At 44.4% G+C, this 23,753-nt stretch carries 22 protein-coding genes; 19 read left to right on the top strand and 3 right to left on the bottom strand.

Annotation, left to right across the window (positions count from 1 at the left end; genetic code table 11):
- Positions 1–96 precede the first annotated feature (96 nt).
- The 12 genes from FGS84_RS07550 to FGS84_RS07495 all read left to right on the top strand — a co-directional run bounded on the left by FGS84_RS07550 (position 97) and on the right by FGS84_RS07495 (position 14,129).
- The gene (locus FGS84_RS07550; protein WP_138307520.1) at positions 97–1,425 is read left to right on the top strand and encodes an MATE family efflux transporter; all 1,329 of its coding nucleotides are present in this window, start codon (positions 97–99) and stop codon (positions 1,423–1,425) included.
- Between the two features lie 78 nt (positions 1,426–1,503).
- Positions 1,504–1,743 carry a hypothetical protein gene (locus tag FGS84_RS07545; RefSeq protein ID WP_138307203.1) on the top strand — a complete coding sequence of 80 codons (240 nt, stop codon included), beginning with the start codon at positions 1,504–1,506 and terminating at the stop codon, positions 1,741–1,743.
- Between the two features lie 68 nt (positions 1,744–1,811).
- Complete coding sequence (locus FGS84_RS07540; protein ID WP_138307201.1) at positions 1,812–3,002, top strand: iron-containing alcohol dehydrogenase; 1,191 nt, start codon at positions 1,812–1,814, stop codon at positions 3,000–3,002.
- Between the two features lie 96 nt (positions 3,003–3,098).
- Positions 3,099–3,593, top strand: coding sequence for a cyclophilin-like fold protein (locus FGS84_RS07535; protein ID WP_243129898.1), 495 nt, complete (start codon positions 3,099–3,101; stop codon positions 3,591–3,593).
- A gap of 263 nt (positions 3,594–3,856) precedes the next feature.
- The gene (locus FGS84_RS07530; protein ID WP_138307196.1) at positions 3,857–4,399 is read left to right on the top strand and encodes a flavodoxin family protein; all 543 of its coding nucleotides are present in this window, start codon (positions 3,857–3,859) and stop codon (positions 4,397–4,399) included.
- A 147-nt stretch (positions 4,400–4,546) separates the two neighbouring features.
- Positions 4,547–5,005 (top strand): cyclophilin-like fold protein, encoded by a 459-nt coding sequence (locus tag FGS84_RS07525; protein ID WP_171042561.1) that lies wholly within the window; start codon positions 4,547–4,549, stop codon positions 5,003–5,005.
- A gap of 95 nt (positions 5,006–5,100) precedes the next feature.
- Complete coding sequence (locus FGS84_RS07520; protein WP_138307194.1) at positions 5,101–5,967, top strand: DUF3737 family protein; 867 nt, start codon at positions 5,101–5,103, stop codon at positions 5,965–5,967.
- 1 nt (position 5,968) lies between these two features.
- Entirely contained in the window at positions 5,969–7,150 is a 1,182-nt protein-coding gene (locus FGS84_RS07515) for a MalY/PatB family protein (RefSeq protein ID WP_138307192.1), read from the top strand.
- A gap of 181 nt (positions 7,151–7,331) precedes the next feature.
- A complete protein-coding gene (locus tag FGS84_RS07510) occupies positions 7,332–8,234 on the top strand; it encodes a permease (RefSeq protein WP_138307190.1) in 903 nt (300 codons plus the stop codon).
- Positions 8,235–8,647: 413 nt separating this feature from the next.
- Positions 8,648–11,317 (top strand): penicillin-binding transpeptidase domain-containing protein, encoded by a 2,670-nt coding sequence (locus FGS84_RS07505; RefSeq protein WP_171042560.1) that lies wholly within the window; start codon positions 8,648–8,650, stop codon positions 11,315–11,317.
- A 19-nt stretch (positions 11,318–11,336) separates the two neighbouring features.
- Positions 11,337–12,461, top strand: coding sequence for an FtsW/RodA/SpoVE family cell cycle protein (locus tag FGS84_RS07500; protein WP_138307186.1), 1,125 nt, complete (start codon positions 11,337–11,339; stop codon positions 12,459–12,461).
- A gap of 189 nt (positions 12,462–12,650) precedes the next feature.
- Positions 12,651–14,129 carry a hypothetical protein gene (locus FGS84_RS07495; RefSeq protein ID WP_138307184.1) on the top strand — a complete coding sequence of 493 codons (1,479 nt, stop codon included), beginning with the start codon at positions 12,651–12,653 and terminating at the stop codon, positions 14,127–14,129.
- A gap of 285 nt (positions 14,130–14,414) precedes the next feature.
- On the opposite strand, the gene FGS84_RS07490 is transcribed toward FGS84_RS07495, so the two are convergent.
- From FGS84_RS07490 to FGS84_RS07480, 3 genes are all read right to left on the bottom strand, one after another.
- The gene (locus tag FGS84_RS07490; RefSeq protein WP_138307182.1) at positions 14,415–14,870 is read right to left on the bottom strand and encodes a GNAT family N-acetyltransferase; all 456 of its coding nucleotides are present in this window, start codon (positions 14,868–14,870) and stop codon (positions 14,415–14,417) included.
- Positions 14,871–15,341: 471 nt separating this feature from the next.
- Complete coding sequence (locus FGS84_RS07485) at positions 15,342–16,040, bottom strand: hypothetical protein (protein WP_138307180.1); 699 nt, start codon at positions 16,038–16,040, stop codon at positions 15,342–15,344.
- Between the two features lie 95 nt (positions 16,041–16,135).
- Entirely contained in the window at positions 16,136–16,747 is a 612-nt protein-coding gene (locus tag FGS84_RS07480) for a hypothetical protein (protein WP_138307178.1), read from the bottom strand.
- Between the two features lie 351 nt (positions 16,748–17,098).
- Here FGS84_RS07480 and FGS84_RS07475 point away from each other — a divergent pair, with 351 nt between their 5' ends.
- The 7 genes from FGS84_RS07475 (at position 17,099) to FGS84_RS07445 (ending at position 23,749) form a co-directional block, all read left to right on the top strand.
- The gene (locus tag FGS84_RS07475; protein ID WP_138307177.1) at positions 17,099–17,374 is read left to right on the top strand and encodes a hypothetical protein; all 276 of its coding nucleotides are present in this window, start codon (positions 17,099–17,101) and stop codon (positions 17,372–17,374) included.
- A gap of 17 nt (positions 17,375–17,391) precedes the next feature.
- A complete protein-coding gene (locus tag FGS84_RS07470) occupies positions 17,392–17,832 on the top strand; it encodes a hypothetical protein (protein ID WP_138307175.1) in 441 nt (146 codons plus the stop codon).
- A 96-nt stretch (positions 17,833–17,928) separates the two neighbouring features.
- A complete protein-coding gene (locus FGS84_RS07465) occupies positions 17,929–18,147 on the top strand; it encodes a hypothetical protein (RefSeq protein ID WP_138307173.1) in 219 nt (72 codons plus the stop codon).
- Positions 18,148–18,305: 158 nt separating this feature from the next.
- Positions 18,306–18,539 carry a hypothetical protein gene (locus FGS84_RS07460; protein ID WP_138307171.1) on the top strand — a complete coding sequence of 78 codons (234 nt, stop codon included), beginning with the start codon at positions 18,306–18,308 and terminating at the stop codon, positions 18,537–18,539.
- An 829-nt stretch (positions 18,540–19,368) separates the two neighbouring features.
- Positions 19,369–20,091: a LytTR family DNA-binding domain-containing protein gene (locus FGS84_RS07455; RefSeq protein WP_138307169.1), complete on the top strand. Its 723-nt coding sequence runs from the start codon at positions 19,369–19,371 to the stop codon at positions 20,089–20,091.
- A gap of 214 nt (positions 20,092–20,305) precedes the next feature.
- Positions 20,306–21,388, top strand: coding sequence for an ATP-binding protein (locus FGS84_RS07450; RefSeq protein ID WP_171042559.1), 1,083 nt, complete (start codon positions 20,306–20,308; stop codon positions 21,386–21,388).
- Between the two features lie 492 nt (positions 21,389–21,880).
- Positions 21,881–23,749, top strand: coding sequence for a TIGR03960 family B12-binding radical SAM protein (locus tag FGS84_RS07445; protein WP_138307165.1), 1,869 nt, complete (start codon positions 21,881–21,883; stop codon positions 23,747–23,749).
- Positions 23,750–23,753 lie beyond the last annotated feature (4 nt).

Genomic DNA, 23,753 nt, shown 5'->3' with positions numbered 1-23,753 from the left:
ATTTGATATATGTATGATTTGGAAGTACAATTAGCGATATCAAAGAAACGAGGTGTATGAATTGAATAAAAAAATGAAGGCAGAACAGATCATTTGATGGGGACAATGCCGGTTCCCCTGTTAATTGTAAAGACCTCCATTCCTCTGATTATATCGCTGCTAGTAAACAATCTCTATAATCTGGTAGACAGTATTTTTGTTTCCCGTGTCAATGAAGACGCCTTGACCGGAATTTCACTGGCGGCTCCGCTTCAGATGATTATGATATCCCTTGGCTGCGGTCTGGCCGTGGGGCTGAACGCCCTGGTCTCAAAGGCAATGGGGGAGAAAAAGCAGGATGAGGTTAAAAAGGCGGTATCAGCCGCCATTGTTATGGCGTTTGGAGCATATCTGATGAACGCGGTGGTATGCTTGCTGGTAGCGGTTCCTTATTTCAGATGGCAGGCAGGGGGGAATGAGCGTATTGCACAATATGGAATTGCTTATATACGGATTTGCATGCTGTTTTCCTTTGGGCAGATGATACAGTGGGTATTTGACCGGTTATTAATCGCAACGGGAAAGTCAACGCTTTTTCTTGCCACCCTTGGAACTGCCTCCGTTGTAAACCTGATTCTGGATCCCATCCTGATATTTGGATATTTTGGATTCCCGGCCATGGGAACCGCGGGGGCAGCCATTGCTACGGTAACCGGACAGCTGGCTGGCGGACTTTTGGGAATTTGCTTGAATAGAAAGAGAAATAAAGAAATTCCTGTCCATTTTACTCTGCAAATTTCAAAAAGACATGTAGTGAATATACTGAAGGTCGGAATTCCAACTGCTATTATGCAGGGGATTATGTCGGTCATGGGGATTTTTATTAATACCATTCTGTATCAATTTTCTTCGACCGTAGTAGCAATTTACGGAATCCTGTTGAAAGTACAGAATATAGCGCAAATTTGCGTTCAGGGAATGAATAACAGCCTGATTCCGATTATCGCCTACAATTATGGGGCAAAGAAAGAAAAGAGGATTTACGAAACAATCCGGTGCGCCTTTGTGTTTGCGGTTATGATTATGACTGTAGTTGTAATTCTCCTTGAACTGATTCCGGAACAAATCCTTCTTTTGTTTGATGCTTCCGAACAAATGCTGCGGTTTGGCATTCCCGCAGTAAGGATTATGTCACTCAGTTTCTTCGTATCCTGCATTGGTATTATTTTTGCAGCCATATTCCAGGGGTTTGGGAATGGAAACTACAGTATGTATCTTGCATTTATGCGTCAGGTGATTTTACTGGTTCCAATCCTGCTGGCCGGTGCATATATGAATAATCTGACGGTAATCTGGTTTGGTTTTGTGATAGCCGAAGTGCTGTCCATTCCATTTGGTATACTGTTATACCAAAAAAATAAAAGGACGTTGAAATATGCCTTATAAGTATAGATGGATATGTAATATAAGTATTTGATATTGCATACCCCTTGAATTATAATCAGGCTGAGAGAGGTGATATATATGGCGGACTATATTAAAGATACCGGAGCAGTTGTACAAAACCTGAAGGACGCGGGATGTGACGAGGATGTGGTAGAGGAGTTTATGGAGCTGGCAGAAGCTGGAGAGAGGAAACGGCTGTTTAAACTCCTGGAGAGGCAGAGAAGGCTGCTGCTGGATAGTGTTCACAGCAGAGAAAAGCAGATTGACTGTCTGGATTATCTGGTATTCCAGATAAGAAAAGAAACACAGGAAAAGTAATTTCTGCAAGGAAACAGAAACTCACCTGAAACATATAGACAGGTGCGCTAAATGAGAGGAGGACAAATATGTTAGGAAATTTCAGTTATTCCAACCCAACAAAATTATATTTTGGTGAGGACTCTTTAAAAGCTCTGAATGAAGAACTTCCCAAATATGGTGAAAAAGTTTTGCTGGTGTATGGCAGCGGCTCCATTAAAAAGAATGGAATCTACGAACAGATTATTCAGATTCTAGCGGATAACGGAAAAAATGTCAGCGAGGTGTCTGGAGTTATGCCGAATCCCACCGTGGAAAAGTTGTATGAGGGCTGTAGGATTGCCAGAGAAAACCTGGTTGATTTGATTTTGGCCGTTGGAGGCGGATCTTGCTGTGACTATGCAAAGGCTGTTTCCGTTTCAGCCTATTGCGAGGAAGATCCCTGGGAAAAATACTTTGCACGAATGGAAGATGTCAGCAACCCGATTATTCCTGTGGGCTGCGTGCTGACCATGGTGGGAACCGGATCGGAGATGAACGGCGGTTCTGTAATCACGAATCATAAAGAAAAAATGAAGATTGGTCATATTTTCGGAGATTATGTTTTTCCTAGATTTTCAATCCTGAATCCGGTCTATACCTTTACATTGCCGGAGTACCAGATGGTTGCCGGGTTTTATGATATCATGAACCATATCACAGAACAGTATTTCTCCGGTACGGACGATAATACGTCCGATTACATTATGGAAGGTCTGCTGAAATCCCTGATTCACAGTTCCAGAATTGCTAAAAAGGATCCCCTCAACTATGAGGCCCGCAGCAATATCATGTGGATTGCTACCTGGGCGCTTAATACGCTGGTTGCCTGCGGAAAAACCACTGACTGGATGGTGCATATGATTGGACAGGCCATCGGCGCACATACTGATGCAACCCATGGCATGACGCTTTCTGCTGTATCCATGGCATATTACCGTCATATCTGTCCTTATGGTCTTGAAAAGTTTAAACGTTTTGCAGTCAATGTGTGGGACGTAAATCCCCAGGGAAAGACAGACGCAGAAGTTGCCGAAGAAGGGCTGGGCCGTATGGAGGCATATATGAAGGAACTGGGTCTTGTCATGAATATCAAAGAACTGGGGGTTACGGAAGACATGCTGGAGAGCATTGCCGACAGTACAATCCTGTTCCAGACAGATTATAAACCACTTACCCATGAGGATGTGGTTCAGATTCTGCGAGAGAGTGTACGACCAGATGGAGATTATCCCCTTTGATAAATTAGAGAGTTTCTTTATGGAAGCGTTTCAGTAAATACTATTACAGATGGAAAGGGATTCAAAATGAAGAGAATCAAAATAAAAAAATATATTATGGTACTCACGGCAGTAATTGGGCTTACGGCAGCAGTTCCCGGAGCAGCCGGTGCGGCAACGACAGGAGAGAATGCGGCAGCTTCTCAGCTGGAAGTACGCTTTGGCGATAATGGAGCCGCTTTTACCATGAAGCTTGAGGATAATGATACCGCTGCGGCAATCAAAAAACATGTGGGCACCGCGGACTGGCGTCTTCCGATTTATCACTATGATGACTATGACCACTGGGAAGAAATGCAGTATTACGATATATCCCGCCGGTATGAGATTCCCTCTGATAATGCCAAAACAGTGGCCTCAGAAAAAGCAGGCGAGGTGTACTATTCCCACCCAAACAGAATCATTCTGTTCTATGAGGATGCAGAAGTTACCGGAGAATATACAAAGATAGGGGAAATCGAGGCTACCGATGATTTCAAAAAAGCGGTTAAGGATAACCCGGTGTTAAGGGGCTGGGGGAATAAGATTGTTCAGATAAAAAATATCAAATAATCTTTTATATGACGCAAATATAATGTAGGAATCACAAATATTTGCTTCCCACAGATGGAATATAGGCAGAAGATGGATTAGAAGATGCATAGCAGTACACATGCCTTTAAGGTATATACAGGTATTTAATATAGGTATTTGATATTAGAAGTATGATGACTTATAATGAAATCAAAGGAAAGGGATTACAGCAGACGGTACATAACATCTTATCAAGTTTAATACAAACCAAGAAAAATATCCAGGTAAAGGAGAATAAGAAAATGAGTAAAAGAATCTTAGTTATTTCCACCAGCCCGCGTATGGGAGGAAATTCAGAAACACTGGCAGATGAATTTATAAAGGGAGCAAAGGAAGCCGGCCATGAGACAGAGAAGGTCTGTCTTTATGATAAAACAATCAAGTTCTGCAAAGGCTGCCTGGCCTGCCAGGAGACAGAAGCATGTATTCTTCACGATGACGCATCAGCAATTGTGGACCGGATGCGGCAGGCAGATGCAGTGGTATTTGCAACGCCGGTGTATTTTTATGAAATGTCCGGCCAGTTGAAAACATTTCTGGACCGTACCAATCCACTGTTCCCGGGAGAATATTCATTCCGTGATATTTACCTTCTGGCAACCTCCGCAGATGAGGCGGAAAGTTCCATGGACGGTGCAGTAAAAGGTATTGAAGGCTGGATCAGCTGCTTTGAACTTGCACGTTTAGCCGGAGTTGTACGCGGTACAGGGGCTGATAAAAAGGGAGATATTAGGCGGCTTCCGGAGACACTTACAGCTGCTTATGAGATGGGAAAGAACGTTTAAATGATTGGATACCGGGGAGCTGAAAATATGAAGAATGCTCCGTTAGGTGTATGTCTGGCGATTTCTCTGGTTTTAACATCATGCGGGGCTGGAAAAGGTATTGCAACACCAGAGAAAGCCAGAAGCCAGACATCGGCCGTTGTAACAATGACAGATAGCAGAGGGGATGCCGAGGAGACGATTCCTGGAATTCAGAAAACAGACCTTGATACAAAGGCACTTGACATAGAGAAAACAGAAGAATTGCTGACGGTAAATCTGTCTGTTGGAGGCAGCGTATTTCAGGCAAAGCTATACAATCATGCCGCTGCAAGGGAACTGGTGAGCCGGCTGCCCTTGGAGCTGGATATGAGCGAGCTTCATGGCAATGAAAAGTATTACTATCTTACGGAAGGACTCCCAACAGACCCGGAATTCCCGGGAAGCATCCGTACCGGTGACCTTATGCTCTATGGGTCTGATTGCCTGGTGCTGTTTTATGAGGATTTTCAGTCCTCCTTCAGCTATACGCGGCTGGGTTATCTGGAGAATCCGGCAGGATTATCAGACGCTGTCGGAACCGGAAGTGTAACAGTGACCTTTGAATTGCCGGAGAATGCCAGATAGCTTGGAATACCGTTTTATCTAACTATACTAAATAATGTCCGGAATTACATATAAAAGAATCCGCGGCAGCCACATCAGAAAGGAAATAGTAAATTATGAGAGAGATTACACAGGAGTATTTAACCGGGGAGAGGGCTTTGTTCCAGGGAGAAAATTTAAAGATTACCGATACCACCTTTGCAGACGGGGAGTCTCCTTTAAAAGAGAGCAGCAACATTGAGCTGTACCGCAGTATGTTTAAGTGGAAATATCCGCTGTGGTACAGCCGCGATATCAAACTGGAGGATTGTGTCCTTTTTGAGATGGGGCGTGCGGGAATCTGGTATACGGAACATATCTCAATGAAAAACTGTATTATTGAAGCCCCAAAGAATTTCCGCCGTACAACCGGGATTGATTTAGAACAGGTAACCATGCCGAACGCAGGAGAAACCCTCTGGAACTGCAATCAGATTAAAATGAGACAGGTGTCGGCAAAGGGTGATTACTTTGCCATGAACAGCAGCAACCTATACATTGACGGCTTTGAGCTGGTGGGCAATTACTCCTTCGATGGTGTGAAGAATATGGAAATCCATCATGCAAGGCTGCTTTCCAAGGACGCCTTCTGGAACAGTGAGAACGTGACCATATATGATTCCTTCATTTCCGGTGAATACCTGGGCTGGAACGCAAAGAACCTTACCCTCATTAATTGTACCATTGAAAGCAACCAGGGCATGTGCTATATTGAGAACCTGATAATGAAGAACTGCAGGCTGTTAAACACCACATTGGCCTTTGAGTATTCCACGGTAGATGCGGACGTTGTAAATACCATTGACAGCGTGTGTAATCCCTCCGGAGGCAAAATCCAGGCTGAGGATATCAAAGAACTGATTATGGACGCATCCAAAGTTGATGTGACAAAAACGGTTATCCGGACGGCAGTATTAAATCCGGCGTTAAAGGAGGCAGTATAAAATGGCATACCATTTCGATGCGCCGACCAACCGGCGGGGAACGAATTCCTTGAAGTGGGATATCCCGGAACAGGAACTGCCCATGTGGGTGGCGGATATGGATTTTGAGACGGCGCCGGGAATCCGGGAAGCCCTGAGAAAACGGGTGGAGCATGGGATTTTTGGTTATACCGTTGTGCCGGACGCCTGGCGGGAGGCGGTGGCCGGCTGGTGGGAGCGCCGCCATGGGTTTCGGATGGAAAAAGAATGGATTGTATTTTGTACCGGCGTTGTACCAGCCATATCCAGCGCTGTCCGTAAGCTGACTTCCGTTGGTGAGAATGTATTGGTTCAGACGCCGGTTTATAATATCTTTTTCAATTGCATCCGAAACAACGGACGCAATGTAATTGAAAACAAGCTTTCCTATGACGGAACGGATTACAGGATTGACTGGGAGGACTTAGAAAAGAAGCTGGCGAATCCCCAGACAACCCTGATGATACTTTGCAATCCCCAGAATCCTGCCGGCTGCATCTGGAGTAAGGAAAATCTGGGACGAATTGGAGAACTGTGTGCCAGGAACCATGTACGGGTAATATCCGATGAAATCCACTGCGACCTAACAGAACCCGGGTACGATTATATCCCTTTTGCTTCAGTTTCAGAGGAATGTGCTCAAAACAGTATTACCTGTATCGCCCCTACAAAGGCATTCAATCTGGCCGGACTGCAAACAGCAGCGGTGGTGGTGCCCAATACCGACTTGAGACATAAAATAAACAGGGCATTAAATACGGATGAAGTGGCTGAGCCAAACGCCTTTGCGATTGATGCGGCGATTGCGGCCTTTACACAGGGAGAGGAATGGCTGGACGATCTGCGAGCTTATCTGGCGGAAAACCGCCGGACGGTCAGGGAGTTTCTGGACAAAGAAATAGAGCATATAGCCCTTGTCCCCTCCCACGCCACCTACTTACTCTGGCTGGACTGCAGCCGGGTGATTGGAGGTTCATCGGAACTCTGCCGTTATCTGCGCCACGAAACAGGACTCTATCTGTCGGCCGGCTCTGAATATGGTGGTAACGGAAACCAGTTTCTGCGCATGAATATCGCCTGTCCAAACTCGCGGCTTGCAGATGGGCTGGAACGGCTGAAAAAGGGTGTGAAAGCATATGAGGCATTTGTGGTTGAAAGCTTTTAAATTATCTAATATTCCCGGAACACTATTTAGCAGTGTGGCTTTGCTGCACTGCTAAACTGCCATTACAAACTTAGAGGGACTTTATTTGTCCGTCCGTCCCGTTTTTGCCGGGACAAAAGTAAAAGGAAATATCAAGAAAAGAATAAGACACACAATACGCTGAAAGCATGGAGGGAATGACATGGCTGAATCTATTAGGCGTGAGTTGATTTATCTCTGGTATTACTTTGATATCCAATTCCGCCAGATTGTCTTTTATTGGGCCCTGGGTATTTTTATTGGCTCGGTTGTTTCTGTTTTTCTAAAAAAACAGATTCACAGCCGTATGGCCGCGCTCCGGGATAAAACAATAGGGCTATGGGGCATTCTGCCGGCATCGGCCCTGGGTATTCTTTCCCCCCTCTGCATGTATGGGACTATACCCATCGTTGCTTCATTTTCAAAAAGCGGCATGCGTGAGGATTGGATTGCTGCTTTTATGATGAGCTCCATTCTCTTAAATCCACAACTATTTTTCTATTCCTTTGCCCTTGGCACGGAGATAGCGGTGCTTCGCCTGATTCTCTCGTTCGTGGGAGGCTGTATTGCGGGAATACTTGTATATCTATTTTTCCGCAAGCGGAAATTTTATGAGTTTGATGAATTTAAGCTTCCGGAAAACCGGGACCGCGATTCCAACATTGTTTTTCGTCTGTTAAAAAACATCTGGCGCAACGTGAAAGTAACGTTCCCTTATTTGCTGTTGGGTGTCCTGTTGACAGCGCTCTATCAGAGGTACATACCATCACAGTGGATAACTGGTTTGTTTGGTTCAAACCGCGGTCTGGGAGCCTTGATGGCGGCTGCTCTGGGGGTTCCGCTTTACACCTGCGGGGGTGGGACAATCCCTCTGATATCCGCCTGGCTGGGAGAAGGGATGAGCAAAGGAAGCGCAATTGCTTTTATGATAGCTGGCCCGGCGACAAAGCTTACGAATCTGGGAGCTGTCAAGATTGTGTTAGGGGTAAAAAATTTCATCCTGTATCTGTCTTTTTCCATTCTCATGTCAACTGTATTTGGCCTGGTGGTTAATCTGTTTTTCTGATGCGCCTGATGAAACGAATTATGCCTATCATGCTGTTACGGTTAACAAATGGAGATATCCTTCGTACCTCTCAAATTGAAAACACAAGTGAAATAGAAAGTTTAGATAATGTTTATTATTTTATTATCCGTATGTTATATCGTGTGTCTATACTGTTTCCATACTTGTCAGATCCGATTTGGAACCATTACGGGAGATTTTTGATTCTTGGGTCCCAGATTCTTTAAAACAAATTCCCGATTATAGTAACGGAGGTTGCTTGTTCTATGAAACAGTCAGGCAGATATTTTTATAAAAAAAGAGTTTATACTTTCAGTGCAATTCTCCTGGTTATGTTTTCTGTTCTAATCAGGCGTTTTTTCACTCTGCAGGTCTTGGACGGTGAGAAATACCGGGAGACGTTTCAGTCCCAGGTGAAAAGGGAAGAGGTTTATCCGGGAAGCAGGGGTATCATCTACGACCGGAATGGTAAAGAACTGGCGTACAATGAACTGACCTATACCATAACAATTGAAGATAATGGAACCTATGATAACAGAAGGAGCCGGAATGAGACACTGAACCGGATTATCAGTGAAACAATCGGACTGATAGAGAGAAACGGGGATTTTATCCTTCCCTACCTCTCAATCTGTATCAATGATTCCGGAGAGTATGAGTATACCGTTGAGGAAACCATACTGCTTCGTTTCCTGGCAGATGTATACGGACATGGACAGGTCAGTGAGCTTGCATATAATGCAAGGCTTGGTTATGATGAGCGAACCGCTACGGCAGAACAGGTCATGAACTATCTGTATTCCGATGCGATGTATGGGCTTCAAACCGGTTACTCACAGGAGGAGGCGTTTCAGATTGCTTCTGTACGCTATGCAATGGGAAGCAACCAGTACCGGAGATACATAAAAACAGACCTCGCTGAAAATGTAAGTGAGAAAACCATGGTTGCAGTTCTGGAGAATCAGGCACGGCTGCCTGGGGTTGATGTCTCGCAGACCATGGTAAGAAGGTATTCAGACAGCAAATATTTTGCCCATATCCTGGGGTATACCGGTCCTGTATCGGAGGAAGAACTGGCACAGTTTGAGGCACAGGGAATCCGCTATGACCGGAATGATATTGTAGGAAAAACCGGGATTGAACAGTCCATGGAACAGGAACTTCATGGCAGAAACGGCGGGGAACAGTTTTATGTGGACAATGTGGGGCGGGTGACCGAGGTACTCAATACGGTGGAGGCTTCCACCGGCAACAATGTCTATTTGTCCATAGACGCGGACTTGCAGAAAGCCATTTATGATTTGCTGGAACAGAAACTCGCCGGAATTCTTCTTGCTAATATCACCCAGGAACCATCAGAACGAAGCGGAGATTTAAGCATCCCCATAACAGATGTCTACTTTGCCCTGATTGACAACCATGTTATCGATACAGGACAATTCTCCGCACCGGAATCAGGGGCGGCGGAGCAGGAAGTATCACGCCTGTTCGGAGCATATCTTAGTCAGGTCATGACCGGGCTGCAGACAGCCGTGAGGCAGCCATATCAGGAATTAGAGGAAGGGACGCAGGCATACATAAACTATATCCTGGAGATGATGGAGCAGGACGGGCACTACCACAGAGAGAAAGCAGACCATAACAGTGAACTATACTGGCAGTGGCAGGACGGAGGAATCAGCTTGGAGGAATTTCTGCAGGGAGGAATCGGGGAAGGCTGGATTGACACAGCCGGACTGCTGCGGGGAGGCGCCTATACCGTAATGGAAGAAAACCTCGGGGCATTGGAAAACTGGATTACAGCCCGTCTCCGGGAGGACACCGGCTTTCATACGCTTCTCTACCGGGTAATGCTGCAGCAGGGCGTGGTTACAGGTGAACAGATTGGAAGAATACTGCTGGAACAGGGCGTAGTAGAGGATACGGGAAGTGACTATGAAGATCTCAGCAACGGCAGTTTATCTGCCTACCGTTTTATACGGGAGAAAATCCGTAACCTGGAAATCACACCGGCTGAGCTGGCACTGGATCCGTCCACGGCTTCCAGCGTAGTGGTGGAACCGGACACAGGGAAGGTGCTGGCTCTGGTAACCTATCCCGGATATGATAATAACCGGCTGGCCAATTCCGTTGACGGTGCGTATTACAACCGATTGTTAAATGATGCCTCCCTGCCGTTGTACAATAACGCAACCCAGCAGAGGACGGCTCCGGGTTCAACGTTCAAGCCTGTAACTGTGTCTGCAGGGCTGTCAGAGCATCTCATTGACAGTGAGACGGAAATTGAAGATATGGGTCTCTTTGAACTCATCACACCCAGTCCACGGTGCTGGATTTATGCGGCCGGAGGGACTCATGGGTCTATTCATGTGATGGAGGCAATCCGTGATTCCTGTAATTATTTCTTCTATACCCTGGGCTATCAAATGAGTCTGGAGGATAATATATACCAGGAAAACAAGGGAATTAGCACGCTCCGCATATACACAGAAATGTTCGGCTTTAACGAGAATACTGGAATTGAGATTACAGAAAGTGCGCCCCAGATGGCAGACGGATTTCCTGTCATGGCAGCAATCGGACAGAGTAACCACAACTACACCACAACGCAGCTGGCCCGCTATACGGCGGCCCTGGCGGATAAGGGGAATCTTCACCGCTTGTCGTTGATTGACCATATTCAGACAGGAAGTAATGGTGAAACAGTGCAGACGGAGGAGCCGGAAGGGCGCAGGCTGGAGGAAATCCTTCCCTCTGCCTGGGATATTATCGGAGAAGGTATGAGGATGATGGCAGAGAGCAACCGTGTTTTAAAGGAGCTGCCTTTTTCCGTCGCAGGAAAGACCGGAACGGCACAGCAGAACCGGCTGCGCCCCAATCATGCGCTGTTCATTGGATATGCGCCATATGAGCAGCCGCAAATTGCAGTAGCCACAAGAATTGCCTATGGCTATTCCTCGTCAAACGCGGTAGAAGTAACCTCCGACATATTTAAATATTATTTTGGTGTAGAGGACAGTGAGAAACTTCTGACTGGACAGGCAGAGATACCCGGAAACAGAGGAAACAGCTTTACAGATTAAGAAAGGGGCGGAGAGCCGGATGATTAAAATCAGAACAGACTATGAATTAAAAAAATACGATTTTCTACTTATTATAGGTACAGTCATCCTCTCTGTTATCGGAGTACTTTTAATAGGAAGCGTGAATCCAGCTTATCAGCGGCGCCAGATTGCCGGTATTGCACTGGGAATTGTGGTTATGCTTTCCTGTTCATTTTTAGATTACCATTTGACAGAAAGGTATATCTGGGCCATTTACGGAACGAGTCTGGTGCTTCTTTTAAGTGTGACACTTACCGGCGCCATATCTGGCGGAGCTGCCCGCTGGATTGAAATTGGCCCGTTGCGGTTCCAGCCATCAGAATTAACAAAAATCCTTTTAATTGTTTTTTGGGCATGGCTGTTGGAACAGAATCAAAATAAGATGAATCAGCCGGTCTTTATTCTGTGCGCATTGTCGGCCCTTAGTCTGCCAATGGCATTGATATTAGAACAGCCGGACTTGTCCACCACCATCATCGTGGGCTGGGTGGCGGTCTGTATGCTGTATATGGCAGGACTTGGTTCCCGCATAATAACACGGGCGCTTGCAATCGGCGTTCCCTCGGGCGGATTGTTTCTTTTTTTGGTTACACGGCCAGAGCAGAGGATACTGAATGCATATCAGTACCGCAGGATTATGTCATGGCTGGCGCCGGGGGAATGGGCCCAGGAATCCTACCAGCAGAGATACTCGATTATTGCAGTGGGATCCGGAGGGCTGTTTGGGAAAGGGCTTGGCAATGACAGCCCCCTTTCCGTAAAAGAAGGAAATTTTCTGCCGGAACCCCATACCGATTTCATCATGGCAGTAGCAGGCGAGGAGCTGGGCTTTGCAGGGTGTCTGGTGATTATCTTGCTGCTTGGTCTGATTATTTTTGAATGTATCAGAACCGGGAACCGCACAGACAATATGGCCGGCCGGCTAATCTGTTTCGGAATGGCGGCTCTGATTGCCGGACAGTCTTTTGTTAATCTCAGCGTTGTGACCGGGTTGATGCCGAACACTGGGCTCACACTGCCCTTTGTCAGCTATGGACTTACCTCTTTGGTGAGCTTATATTTAGGGCTTGGCCTGGTATTGAATGTTAGCCTGCAGCGTGGAGAAATAGGAAATGGTAGATAGGGAGGGGACGAGGCAAAGCTTCGGGAATGCGGCTGCGGGAGCCGTACTATCTTATTCATGTCGGAACAATTCTGTAAGAAATTTGAAAGCAGCGTTTAGAAAAAGTTTAGTTCCATGTTAGCCTCGTGTTATTTTCATATTTTAAGATAGTATTGTTCCAAATAACAAATATGAAGGAGTTGACCAATTATGAAGAAAAAAACAAAAGCCGCGGTAATCCTTGGTTCGGCAGTAGTCTTATCAGCAGGAGCAGCCTTTACTTCCATGGCAGCGTGGCAGCAGGAGGAAGGAACCTGGATTTTTACGGATAACAGCGGAAACCGCGTAACAGACAGCTGGAGGCAGTCAGGAGGTGATTATTATTACCTGGATTCTGATGGAGTCATGGCAACCGACCAGTGGGTCGATGATTCCTATTATGTGGATATCAATGGGGTGCGTGTGACAAACCGCTGGGTTCAGGTGGAAGAAGGAACCGAGGACGCCCCTTCCTCTGATGGCGGCTGGTACTATATGGAATCCAATGGCCGCGCGGCAACAGACGGCTGGAGGACGATTAACAATCAGCGTTATCATTTTGATTCAGACGGCACGATGCAGTATGGCTGGTTAAATGATGAAGATAATTTATATTACTTAGGAGATGAAAATGACGGCGCCGCAAAGACAGGCTGGCTGTGTCTGGATTTTGACGAGAACAATGGGCAGGAGGACGGAACAGTTGCGCAGGCAGGCGATGGAGGAACCTGGTTCTATTTCCAGAGTAATAGCCGCGCTGTAAAGGCGAATGGTGATAACAGCTATGTGACCCGTACAATTAACGGATCCAGATATTATTTTGATGAGGACGGGGCAATGGCAACCGGTTGGGTAGCCATGGGAGAACGCAGAGACGGTGATACGACAGGTATCAGCACACTGAAATATTTTGGTGATTCCAACAGCGGACAGATGGCTAGGGGCTGGAGATACCTGACAGATGATCCGGAGGATTCTGATGATGGAGACCAGGATTTTAGTTTTGGCGTTGCAACCTCCAGCAATGCAACTCCCAGCAATGCACAGAGGTATGATGGCGGGGACGGCGCCTGGTACTACTTTGATAACAACGGAGTGCCCGAATACTTTAATGAGAATTCAGGGTCAGTTACCGATGCTACCACCAGGATTAATGGAAACCGTTATTTCTTCGATCAGTATGGACGTATGAAGAGCGGATTAATTGGCTTTACCCTTTCCGATGGCACTACGATTAGTGCATACTTTGGAGCCGATGATTCTGATGGAAAAATGAAAACCAACCGCCAGACCAATGTGATAGAAGAGGATGGTGAGCGTTCCACATTCTACTTTACAAACAGTGGAAGCTATACCGGGGAGCGCAACGGCTATCTTTATAACCAGGGGAAGCTGGTCCAGGCTGAAGATGGAGAGGATATCCAGGTATTTGAGGTCGGAGACCGTCTATACCTTGTGAATGAGGCCGGAAGGGTTCAGGATTCTAACCGTATATACCGGGCAGACGGAGAGTACCGGTATGAGTATCATAATGGGACAATCTATACTGTAAATGAGAACAGAGAGCGAACGGGAGAGGTGACAAGTGGTGAGACGCTGCCAAGTATTGCTTATGAAGAAATCTATGTATTAAATACAAACCGTGAATAAAGATATTGGGTATAGTAATCGGGCTGATTATGGTCAAATATCATATCTCCCGTCAGTTAGTGCGGTGGTCGGAAGGACTCTGAGGACTGCCTCCAGTTTCAGGCGGCGAAACATAATTATGTCAGTCATATTATCACCAGGCTAGAGCTATATGAATAAAAAGAAAGCAGGATATCGGTTATTCAAGGCAGATATCTTGCTTTCTCTTGTTTTACCTTTCATTAAAAATAGGTTCAAAAACTTAATTTCTTAGGATTTTCCATGTGTTTATCATATATCTGGGATTTATCGTTCCATACAGAGATTTGCAACTTCTACATTTCCGTCCATCTTATTTCCGGTTATATGAAAGCCACATCGCTTTGTATAGAATGATATGTTTTCTGCTTTGTCTGCAGGAGTAACTAATGTAATTTTTTTCCAGTCAGAATAAAACATCAAAAAATCTTGAATTGCCTTTGTACCTATCCCCACACCTTGAAACTCTGGAATAACACATAAACAGCCTAAATAATATTCCCCGTTTTTTCGATTTTCAAAGGATATAGCACCTACGGGAATTCCATCTTTCATAATCATATGTATAGGGGATTTTGAAATAGAATGTTCCATCTTTTCTTTTGTTTTTCCATACCCAGGACATTCTCCGTATCGAATGTAATCATCATAAAATGCCGCATTGTATATTTCTATTAAGCGTGTTGCATCGGCTATATTCGCTTTTTTATACGTTAAATTCATTCATTTTGCTCCTTCATGTAAATTCCCCTTTTTAGACTTCCGTGTCCATATGTATAATCGAGTTTTATTAACAGCCTAACATGATAATATGTATATTTCAATAAAAAACCCGGGAAATTAATAGTTGTAGAGTCCAATCTGTATTCTGCTTCAGGATAATGTACTGTAATATACAGAATTGTTGACTAATACCTGATTGCAGAGGGGGGAGGGTATAGAGAACGATGATTGTAAGATGATGATGATTCATCAATGGCAAGGAAGGCAGTTCCCTGGGATAGCTATTCGGGTGACTGCCTTCTGAAATGAAAGTTAAACGTGCTGGAGGATGGAATCTCGGTTGTCGGCAATGGGAAGAAGTGTATTGCCAAATCAAGGAGACTATCCATTTGGAAAGAGCGGCAACCGTTTCCGCGGCAGCTACCGGCATTATGATGATAGCCCCACCACTGTTTAATCCTGCACTGCTTCCTATTTCACAGCCGTAACCCCTGCCATAACAGCTTCAATTGTTTCGGCCGAATCAGGCATATAGCTGGCAATTATGGAAGAAATATATTTCCCTTTGGAAATACAGTAATAATCCTGAAGCATAGCTCCTCCAAGCGCAGAAACCGAAAGCTTTGTAAAGGTCTGTCCGCCTATATCAACATCTTCATAATCGTTAAACTCATAACCATAATCTTCCAGAGCCCCTAACTGCTCCTTCACAGCATCCAAATACTGTTCAGCAGGCATGCTTTTTCCGCGGGCGGCAACAGAAACATTTTCATGCAGCATCTGAACGTTTGAGGACTGGTCCGGCAGAAACACCATAAAATCATAGGCGGTTGTAAACTCCGCAACTTTATACTGAGCTTCATTGGAGACCCCGTTATTGACCAGGATTTCCTGGCCGGTTCCCAGGACTTTCTTAATCTCGTCTTCTGTGGAAATCGTGCAGTCCTCAGGAAAAGTAAAAGCAAGATTCAGCCAGGGGCTGGTAAATGTATAGCCATCCCAGGAGCCTGTTGAAAATTCGGCTGCCTTTTTCACTTCAGCGGTTGTCTCCGTTTCTTTGGCCTCAGTTGTTGCGGGTGGTTCCGGAGATTGCTTATTCCCGGAATTGCATGCAGTCAGCCATGCAGAAGCAAGTAAAGCGGCACTCAAAACCAAAATATTCTTCTTCATAATCATCCCCCTCCTGTATTTAGTAATAATATTTTATCAAACACAAATAAAAAATGCAATCGATTAGAAGAATTGGTTTAATGTAAACTATCTCATTAATCCGGCATAAGCCTGTCATTAGAAGATGTGATAAAAGTACCATGTGTTGTCACGTATTTTTGTTTAGTTCCGTCTTTTACCCTTAGGCCTGTCAGAGTCTCTGAACCTTCTTTAAAAATGAAGGTATAGGAACTGTTCTTAGACTCATAGATAAAATATTCTTCAATCTTTGTCGTGGGCTCACCCATGGCTTCCGTTAGCTGTTCCTTGGTATAACCTCTGTAGTCCACTCCGTCAACTAAAACCTCTCCCAGGTCATAGTCTGGAGAATTAAAGTCCAAGGATAGCTCAAAAACAACTCCCTCCTCAAGAGGAATCTCTCTAGAACTCTTATTTCCTGCCAACATGATGCCAAAACTAAGATCATCCTTCATTGGGTAAAAGTATCCCCAGCTTGAGTCCGGAATGACTTTCATGACTTTCTTATGAGAATAACGGTTCGTGAAGCCAGCCTCCTGAACCTCCTTTATGCTGCTTTTTCCTAGAATAAGTTCATAGGAACCGTCCAGTTTCACTACGGGAGTTTTGCTCCCTCCGCTGGAGCATCCTGTCAGCAAAACCGTCAGTATCAATAATAATCCAATATTAATACAGCCTCGCTTTTTCATGATAACACCCCCTCGCACAATTAATACGTTTATCATACAGTAAATGCTGATTCAATACAAGCGATTTCTCCCGCAAAAATTACATATATCCCATTATTAATTACATGCTGGGAGCGTATGCCGCTTTATATGATATATTATAGAAAAAAGAAGGTTTTAAAGTGGTTTCAAAAAAATCAGCTTTCATTTTCTGCCTCGTCTTTCTTAGAATAAATTCAGGACGGGTGTTTGTGCGCGTATTGTTAAGGAAACGACAAATCGGGTTTAAGGATAAAAACTATAAATTACAAACACTATGAAGGAAGATGGCAAAGAAGAAACATTTAAAGAATTGACTAAGAGGAGGATTTTATGAAGGGATTTACACCTATGACAACGGAGCGCTTTCAAAAGCGTTACGCAAATGGTTACCTTGAATGCCTGGGAAAGATTGGAAAATCAGGCGGAAATACTTTAATCGTATTTGGGGTAGTAATGGCTGCAATCGGGGTGCTTATTGGTTACGGACTGATAAGATTTTCAATCGTAACACTGAGCAGAGGTAATAGTGATGACATACCTACATTGATTTTTTTGGAGTTCTTTGTCTGGTTTTTCTTATTCCTAGTGTACCGTTGTGCCGGCTAGGCCGTAAAAGGAAAGGTATGGACGCAAATGACTGGCTGCAAACATTTGCTGAAGCCAGTGACTACCCCGAATCTGTTATCCGGGAGTTTTCCTCACAAGTTCCACAACAGGACAGCATTTACTTTGATGTTAACGGACCAACAATGTCACCAGGCATTATAACAAGGGACTACATTTTTTTTGAAGGCGGACAGTTTTGCGTCATCAAAAGGAGCGATATAATCGGTGCTTATTTTGTTAATCTGATTGATATATTCAACACAAAAAATAAATCAGGCTACTGCCTGCATGTTGCAATTTTTTCTAACCACAATACCTGTATTGTTACCAGGGCCTCTCAAAAGAGAGGCAAACATTTAATTGAAATGCTTACAGAAAAACACCCGGAAATAGACACTGCAGGCGGCAGAATATTATCAGATAAAGAGTTTGACAAAATGAAACAAGGCATTCATTGATTTTTTCTTATGAAGGGTATCACGGACGGTTTGCGGCAAACGCACAAATGAAAATTTATAAACAAATCATATAAAACAAACAAGGAGGGTGTTAAAATGGATAAAATGGAGTTGGCCAGTCATGTATTGACGTTTATTGCTTTTTTTGGAATAGGATGGAAATTAAGAACCAGTAAAGTTGATAAAAACACTTTACTGCCCGGCTATACACTTGAAAGAGTAACGCGCCGACGCAAAACGGGTGGCAACATAGTTATGGTTATAGCGGGGATATACTTAATACTTTTAATGCTTGTTTGGTTATTTCTTACTTAAATTAATGTTTTATATTATCAAACAAATGGTAGTAGATTCAGGCAGGTATTGGTTAGTTCCTATGCCTGCTTACTTTCTCCCCAAATATTCTCTGGGTGCTGGAAATAAAGGGGCAGATTGTTACAATTAGTACAAAATTATAAAGGTGAGGTTTTGAAATGAAAAAGAGATACATGACTCTTTGTATGATGATGGCAGTCATTCTTACCGCATGCAAAGCGGAACCTAAGTATGTAACGGAAACAGTAATGAACAAATTTGTGGTTTCTTATCCCGGGAATTGGAATGTATCTGATAAAGATGGTAATATAACAATATATAGTGGTCACCTTACTACGGAAGATATTTATTTTTATTGTTATGATTCCGGTTTCAAATTTGAAGAGTTGTGAGAAGCATGCTTCCGCTGTATCAAAAATTAAAACTATCAAATATATGATTGTAAAGTCATTAACATAGATGTATACTTTCGTTATAATTCTTAATTGTGAGGTACTTAATATGGATAACAGTACAAAGCTTTTTATTTTTTATAATTATTTCATTCCTGTTTTTGTCATTCTATTTTTGGCGGGTTCATGTTACATTTACTTAATAAGTAAACTTAAAAAAACAACTAAAAAAGAAGTACTTGCATCCTTGAATAAGTTAATCAAATCTTTGAAGATACTCATTATATTTTGTTCTGTTTCAGTAGCTTTTTTAGTTCTAATATTTTTATTATGGTGAAAATATTAATTTAAATCTCCTTAATTCTCCGCCCCGAGGCAGTTCGGGCAAATTTCAGTCTCATAACTCCAGTACCACTTATGGCACTGCTCACATACGGCAAGCTCCTGATTTCTGAATTGTTCGTCTACATAGGTTTCAGGGTGCTGCATATATCATTCCTTGGCCATAAAACTCCCTTTGAATTGTCTCGGCTTTATTTCCTGTAGCAGGTATATATTTTCCGACTACCATTTAGCACATCTCTTTTTCTTAAAGCATTAGTTTTCTTTCCAGAGGTCCTTTTTTCTGTTATAATAAAGCCAGCAATTTCATGGAGGGAAAGCGTGACGGCCCAGTGCAAAGCCCATCCCTGCCATCCATGGCAGTATGGACATGGTATCAGAAGCATGCCGACAGTACGCCAATCTGCCATTAGGTAAAGAAATGCAGGTAGTATAGGGGCGGGGCGGGGAGCAGAAAAGATGCTGGAAAAATGTAAGGAGCGACACGATGTTAGATATTGCTATTTGCGATGATGATGCCTGTTTTTCCGGCGGATTAGAAGAGACGTTATGCCGCATGGAAAAGACCTATGGGTTGAATTTTGAAATTGATGTTTATCAGGATGGCAGCAGCCTGGTAAAAGCGGTTCGGGCTGGGAAGCGCTATGATATCATCTGTCTGGATATCCAAATGCCGGAGATGGACGGAGTGGAAGCAGCCCGTCAGATACGCAAATTGGATCGGGTTGCGGAACTGATATATGTTACATCATATGACAGCTATATGAAAGAGGTGTTTGAGGTAACCCCCAGCGGGTTCATTATTAAACCCTTGGATTTGAATGAATTTGAATCGACATTTTACCGCGTCCTTAAGACAGTTATAGGGCAGGACGAATACTACCGATTCCGCTATAATAAAAAAGAATACAAGCTTCTAATACGTAATATCCTTTACTTTACAAGCGATTTGAGAAAAACGTATATTATAGAGGAAGGCGGACGATATATGGAATACAGGAAAATAAATGATATCAGCAAGGTTCTTGGGGAGACAAAGGGGATATTTATAAGGATACATAAGTCTTACCTGGTGAACTACCGCCATATCGTTCGTTTTTCCTATGATACAGTCAAGCTGAGTAATGGGGAGGTACTTTCGGTGAGTAGTCGCCGTAAACAGGAAGTGAACGAGCAGCTTTTGAAGCTGATGTCATTTCCGCTAAGGTAAGAGGACAAGCATGTATTATTTTAGTGTAATGGCCTTATGTGTGGCAATTTCCCTCTTTAGTGTCCTGATTTTGAAATTATATCTGGATACGTTTCTGCAAAGAGCCGTGGGAATCAGGAGCGTGGCTGGGTGGCTTCCATTTTTCATATGGCAGTGTCTCTCTGAAACAGGGCATTTTCCGGGATATATCACTCTGTTGCTCACATTTTCCACTATGTTTATAGTAGGATTTAGTTATACCGGCCCTTTTTGGAAACGGTGTGTGTTCCCCACCATTTTCCTGGCAATATGGATGCTTTTAGAGGGTGCGGTGGATTTTGCCTTTCGGTATATAAATGGAACTGTGGAAACCGAGTTTTTGATGGTGTCCATTCTTTCTAAGATACTCCTGTTCCTATTAGCTATGGGTATCAGGCAGTATGCAAAAAAGAAGGGAATTGGAAAAGAACCATATGGCGGCGGTATGGTCTATATGCTCCTGCCTATTATAGGAATGATACTGTATCATACGCTCTATCAACTGCTGCAGTCCCTGTATGTGAACCAATCGGAAATTGGGGGATGGATGTTGTTGGCATCAGTGGCCTTGATTTGTCTTAATTTATCTTTTTATCCTGTTTACACACAGTTGGTCAATAACCTTCATATGAAGATGGTTACGCATTATTATATAAAGCAGATGGAACTTTTCAGGCAGGAAGAGGCCATGGAAGCAGCTGCGGCGAAGGAAATTCGGCAACTGCGCCATGATATGAGGCAGCATCTGATTTATTTAGGAGAGCTGCTTGGAAATGGAACGTTGGAGGCAGCCCGGGAAGTATTATTTGAACTGATAGGGGAAACAAAAAAGCAGGGGAGACTGGAATCAAGGACCGGCAATATGGTGGTGGACTCCATGGTAAATCACGCATGGAAAACCGCAGTGGAAAACGGTATTATATTCAATGCGGATATAGCGCCGCTGCCGGAACTGTCTATAAAAGACGCGGATTTGTGTGTATTGCTGGGAAATGCCCTTGATAATGCGCTGGAGGCGTCAAGGTTTGTAGAGGAAGGCAGGAAAGAGATATGGGTTGCCTTTCAATATATTAAGGGGAGTCTGTGCATTCAGATAAAGAATATCTATAAAGAAGACTTGAAATTAGCAGATGATGGAAAAATAGTAAGCCGTAAAGAAGAGCGCGGGCATGGATTTGGACTGTACTCTATGGAGAGGATAGCAGAAAGATATCATGGAATGCTGGATATCAAATCCGATGAAGGATTATTTACGGTGGAGATATTCATATATTGCTGAAGTCAGGTAAGGGTTCTGGCCAGATTGTATCAGAAGAAGCCGAATATTTTGATGATGAAATTTTAAGTACCAAAAAATGTATGATATCATCCCGTCTTTGACACATAAATGGATGTATAAGTGCCGCAATCCCTTTGAAATACTGGGCTTGTGGCACTTTTAGATTGATTGATGTGTCAAACGCCCGTGTACTCAGAAGCATTGGACCCTCCCGCAGCAATTGATGAAAAAGGCAGCTTCTTAAAGAGCTTGCGTGAAATGTATTGCTTAATACCGAAATATCAACTATAATTATGCATGATGTTGAATTGTTTCGTTTTGTCCGAAAATTCAAAGTTGTCGTAAAAGGGACAAAAACCGCTTGAAAAGCCGGTATTTTCGGCCGAAACAGGAGCATAAAAAGTGAAATTTCCAGCTCTTTTCAACACTTGAAATAGCAAAAAAACAAGCACAGATTTTTGTGCAATACTACCAAATTAAGGACGATGTTCTATGAGAAAACTAGCGTTACCTGATGAAATATTACTAAATATCCAGCAGCCTGCCCGCTATATCGGCGGGGAGGTGAACATGACAAATAAGGACCCATCTAAGGTGGACATCCGATTTGCCATGTGTTTCCCGGATGTATACGAAATCGGCATGTCCCACCTGGGCATCCAGATTCTGTATTCCATGTTCAACAACCGGGAGGATATTTACTGCGAGCGCGTCTATTCCCCGTGGATGGACCTGGACCCCATACTCAGGGAAAATAAGATACCCCTCTTTACCCTGGAAACACAGGAACCGGTAAAGAATTTTGATTTCCTTGGAATTACCCTTCAGTACGAGATGTGCTACACCAATGTGCTCCAGATTCTGGACCTTTCACAGATTCCCCTTCATGCCTGTGACAGGACGGAGGATTACCCCATCGTCATAGGGGGAGGCCCCTGCGCCTATAATCCGGAACCGCTGGCTGATTTTTTCGACCTGTTTTACATCGGTGAGGGAGAGACTGCTTATTTTGAACTGATGGACCGATATAAGGAGAATAAGAAGGCCGGCGGCACCAGGAAGCAGTTCCTGGAAATGGCGGCAGAGATACCGGGCATATATGTGCCTGCTTTTTATGATGTGACATATAAGGAAGACGGGACCATTGAATGTTTTCAGCCTAACAATGAACATGCCATGCCGGTTGTTAAAAAACAAATCGTAACCGATATGGACAGCGTGGGCTATATCGAAAAGCCGCTGGTGCCGTTTATCAAAGTAACCCAGGACAGGGTGGTGCTGGAGATTCAGCGGGGCTGTATCCGCGGCTGCCGGTTCTGCCAGGCCGGCTGTGTGTACAGGCCCCTCAGGGAGCACAGCCTGGAATACCTGAAGCATTACGCCAACGACATGCTTAAGAGCACGGGCCATGAGGAGATATCCTTAAGCTCCCTTAGCTCCAGCGATTACAGCCAGTTAGAGGGCCTGGTCAATTTCCTCATTGATGAATTCAAGGGCAAGGGCGTGAATATCTCCCTGCCGTCCCTGCGCATCGACGCATTTTCACTGGACGTCATGAGCAAGGTCCAGGACGTGAAAAAGAGCAGTCTTACCTTTGCGCCGGAGGCCGGCTCCCAGCGGCTGCGGGATGTTATCAATAAGGGACTGACAGAGGAAGTGATTCTGAAGGGAGCCGCCGATGCCTTTGCGTCGGGATGGAACCGGGTGAAGCTGTATTTCATGCTGGGACTTCCCACGGAGACAGTGGAGGATATGGAGGGAATTGCGCTGCTGTCTGAAAAGATTGCGGAAGCCTATTACGATATCCCCAAGGACCAGAGAAACGGCAAGGTACAGATTGTGGCCAGCTCATCCTTCTTTGTGCCAAAGCCCTTTACGCCGTTCCAGTGGGCCAGGATGTGCACAAAGGAAGAATTCATTGAAAGGGCCAACATTGTCCGGGGCAAGTTCCGTGAAATGAAGAACTTTAAGAGCCTCAAATATAACTGGCATGAGGCAGAGCTTACCGTGCTGGAGGGCGTGCTGGCCAGAGGCGACCGAAGGGTGGGCGCTGTCATAGAAGAAGCCTACCGCACAGGGGCCATCTACGATTCCTGGTCCGAATATTTTAAGAATGACGTTTGGATGAAGGCATTTGAAACCTGCGGCGTGGATATCGGGTTTTATACCACCAGGGAGCGGAGCCCCGACGAGGTGTTCCCATGGGACTTCATTGACGCAGGCGTGTCAAAGGAGTTCCTGATTCGTGAGTGGAACCATGCTGTGAAGGAAGAAGTGACGCCTAACTGCCGTCAGAGATGTTCAGGCTGCGGAGCCAGGGATTTTGGCTGCGGCGTTTGTTATGAAACTATAAAGGAATAGGATA

It is taken from the genome of Clostridium sp. 1001271st1 H5, assembly GCF_005845215.1.
In the GTDB taxonomy this organism is placed as follows: Bacteria; Bacillota; Clostridia; order Lachnospirales; family Lachnospiraceae; genus Enterocloster.
The sequence above is the reverse complement of the archived record's forward strand: the minus strand, read 5'-3'. Positions and strand labels throughout refer to the sequence as shown.

Coding starts and splice junctions, on each gene's coding strand:
- FGS84_RS07540 (WP_138307201.1), top strand. CDS start 1,812: ATGTTAGGAAATTTCAGTTATTCCAACCCAACAAAATTATATTTTGGT.
- FGS84_RS07495 (WP_138307184.1), top strand. CDS start 12,651: ATGAAGAAAAAAACAAAAGCCGCGGTAATCCTTGGTTCGGCAGTAGTC.
- FGS84_RS07530 (WP_138307196.1), top strand. CDS start 3,857: ATGAGTAAAAGAATCTTAGTTATTTCCACCAGCCCGCGTATGGGAGGA.
- FGS84_RS07455 (WP_138307169.1), top strand. CDS start 19,369: ATGTTAGATATTGCTATTTGCGATGATGATGCCTGTTTTTCCGGCGGA.
- FGS84_RS07470 (WP_138307175.1), top strand. CDS start 17,392: ATGGACGCAAATGACTGGCTGCAAACATTTGCTGAAGCCAGTGACTAC.
- FGS84_RS07445 (WP_138307165.1), top strand. CDS start 21,881: ATGAGAAAACTAGCGTTACCTGATGAAATATTACTAAATATCCAGCAG.
- FGS84_RS07525 (WP_171042561.1), top strand. CDS start 4,547: ATGACAGATAGCAGAGGGGATGCCGAGGAGACGATTCCTGGAATTCAG.
- FGS84_RS07485 (WP_138307180.1), bottom strand. CDS start 16,040: ATGAAGAAGAATATTTTGGTTTTGAGTGCCGCTTTACTTGCTTCTGCA.
- FGS84_RS07545 (WP_138307203.1), top strand. CDS start 1,504: ATGGCGGACTATATTAAAGATACCGGAGCAGTTGTACAAAACCTGAAG.
- FGS84_RS07450 (WP_171042559.1), top strand. CDS start 20,306: ATGTTTATAGTAGGATTTAGTTATACCGGCCCTTTTTGGAAACGGTGT.
- FGS84_RS07465 (WP_138307173.1), top strand. CDS start 17,929: ATGGATAAAATGGAGTTGGCCAGTCATGTATTGACGTTTATTGCTTTT.
- FGS84_RS07535 (WP_243129898.1), top strand. CDS start 3,099: ATGGTACTCACGGCAGTAATTGGGCTTACGGCAGCAGTTCCCGGAGCA.
- FGS84_RS07490 (WP_138307182.1), bottom strand. CDS start 14,870: ATGAATTTAACGTATAAAAAAGCGAATATAGCCGATGCAACACGCTTA.
- FGS84_RS07550 (WP_138307520.1), top strand. CDS start 97: ATGGGGACAATGCCGGTTCCCCTGTTAATTGTAAAGACCTCCATTCCT.
- FGS84_RS07460 (WP_138307171.1), top strand. CDS start 18,306: ATGAAAAAGAGATACATGACTCTTTGTATGATGATGGCAGTCATTCTT.
- FGS84_RS07500 (WP_138307186.1), top strand. CDS start 11,337: ATGATTAAAATCAGAACAGACTATGAATTAAAAAAATACGATTTTCTA.
- FGS84_RS07520 (WP_138307194.1), top strand. CDS start 5,101: ATGAGAGAGATTACACAGGAGTATTTAACCGGGGAGAGGGCTTTGTTC.
- FGS84_RS07515 (WP_138307192.1), top strand. CDS start 5,969: ATGGCATACCATTTCGATGCGCCGACCAACCGGCGGGGAACGAATTCC.
- FGS84_RS07480 (WP_138307178.1), bottom strand. CDS start 16,747: ATGAAAAAGCGAGGCTGTATTAATATTGGATTATTATTGATACTGACG.
- FGS84_RS07510 (WP_138307190.1), top strand. CDS start 7,332: ATGGCTGAATCTATTAGGCGTGAGTTGATTTATCTCTGGTATTACTTT.
- FGS84_RS07475 (WP_138307177.1), top strand. CDS start 17,099: ATGAAGGGATTTACACCTATGACAACGGAGCGCTTTCAAAAGCGTTAC.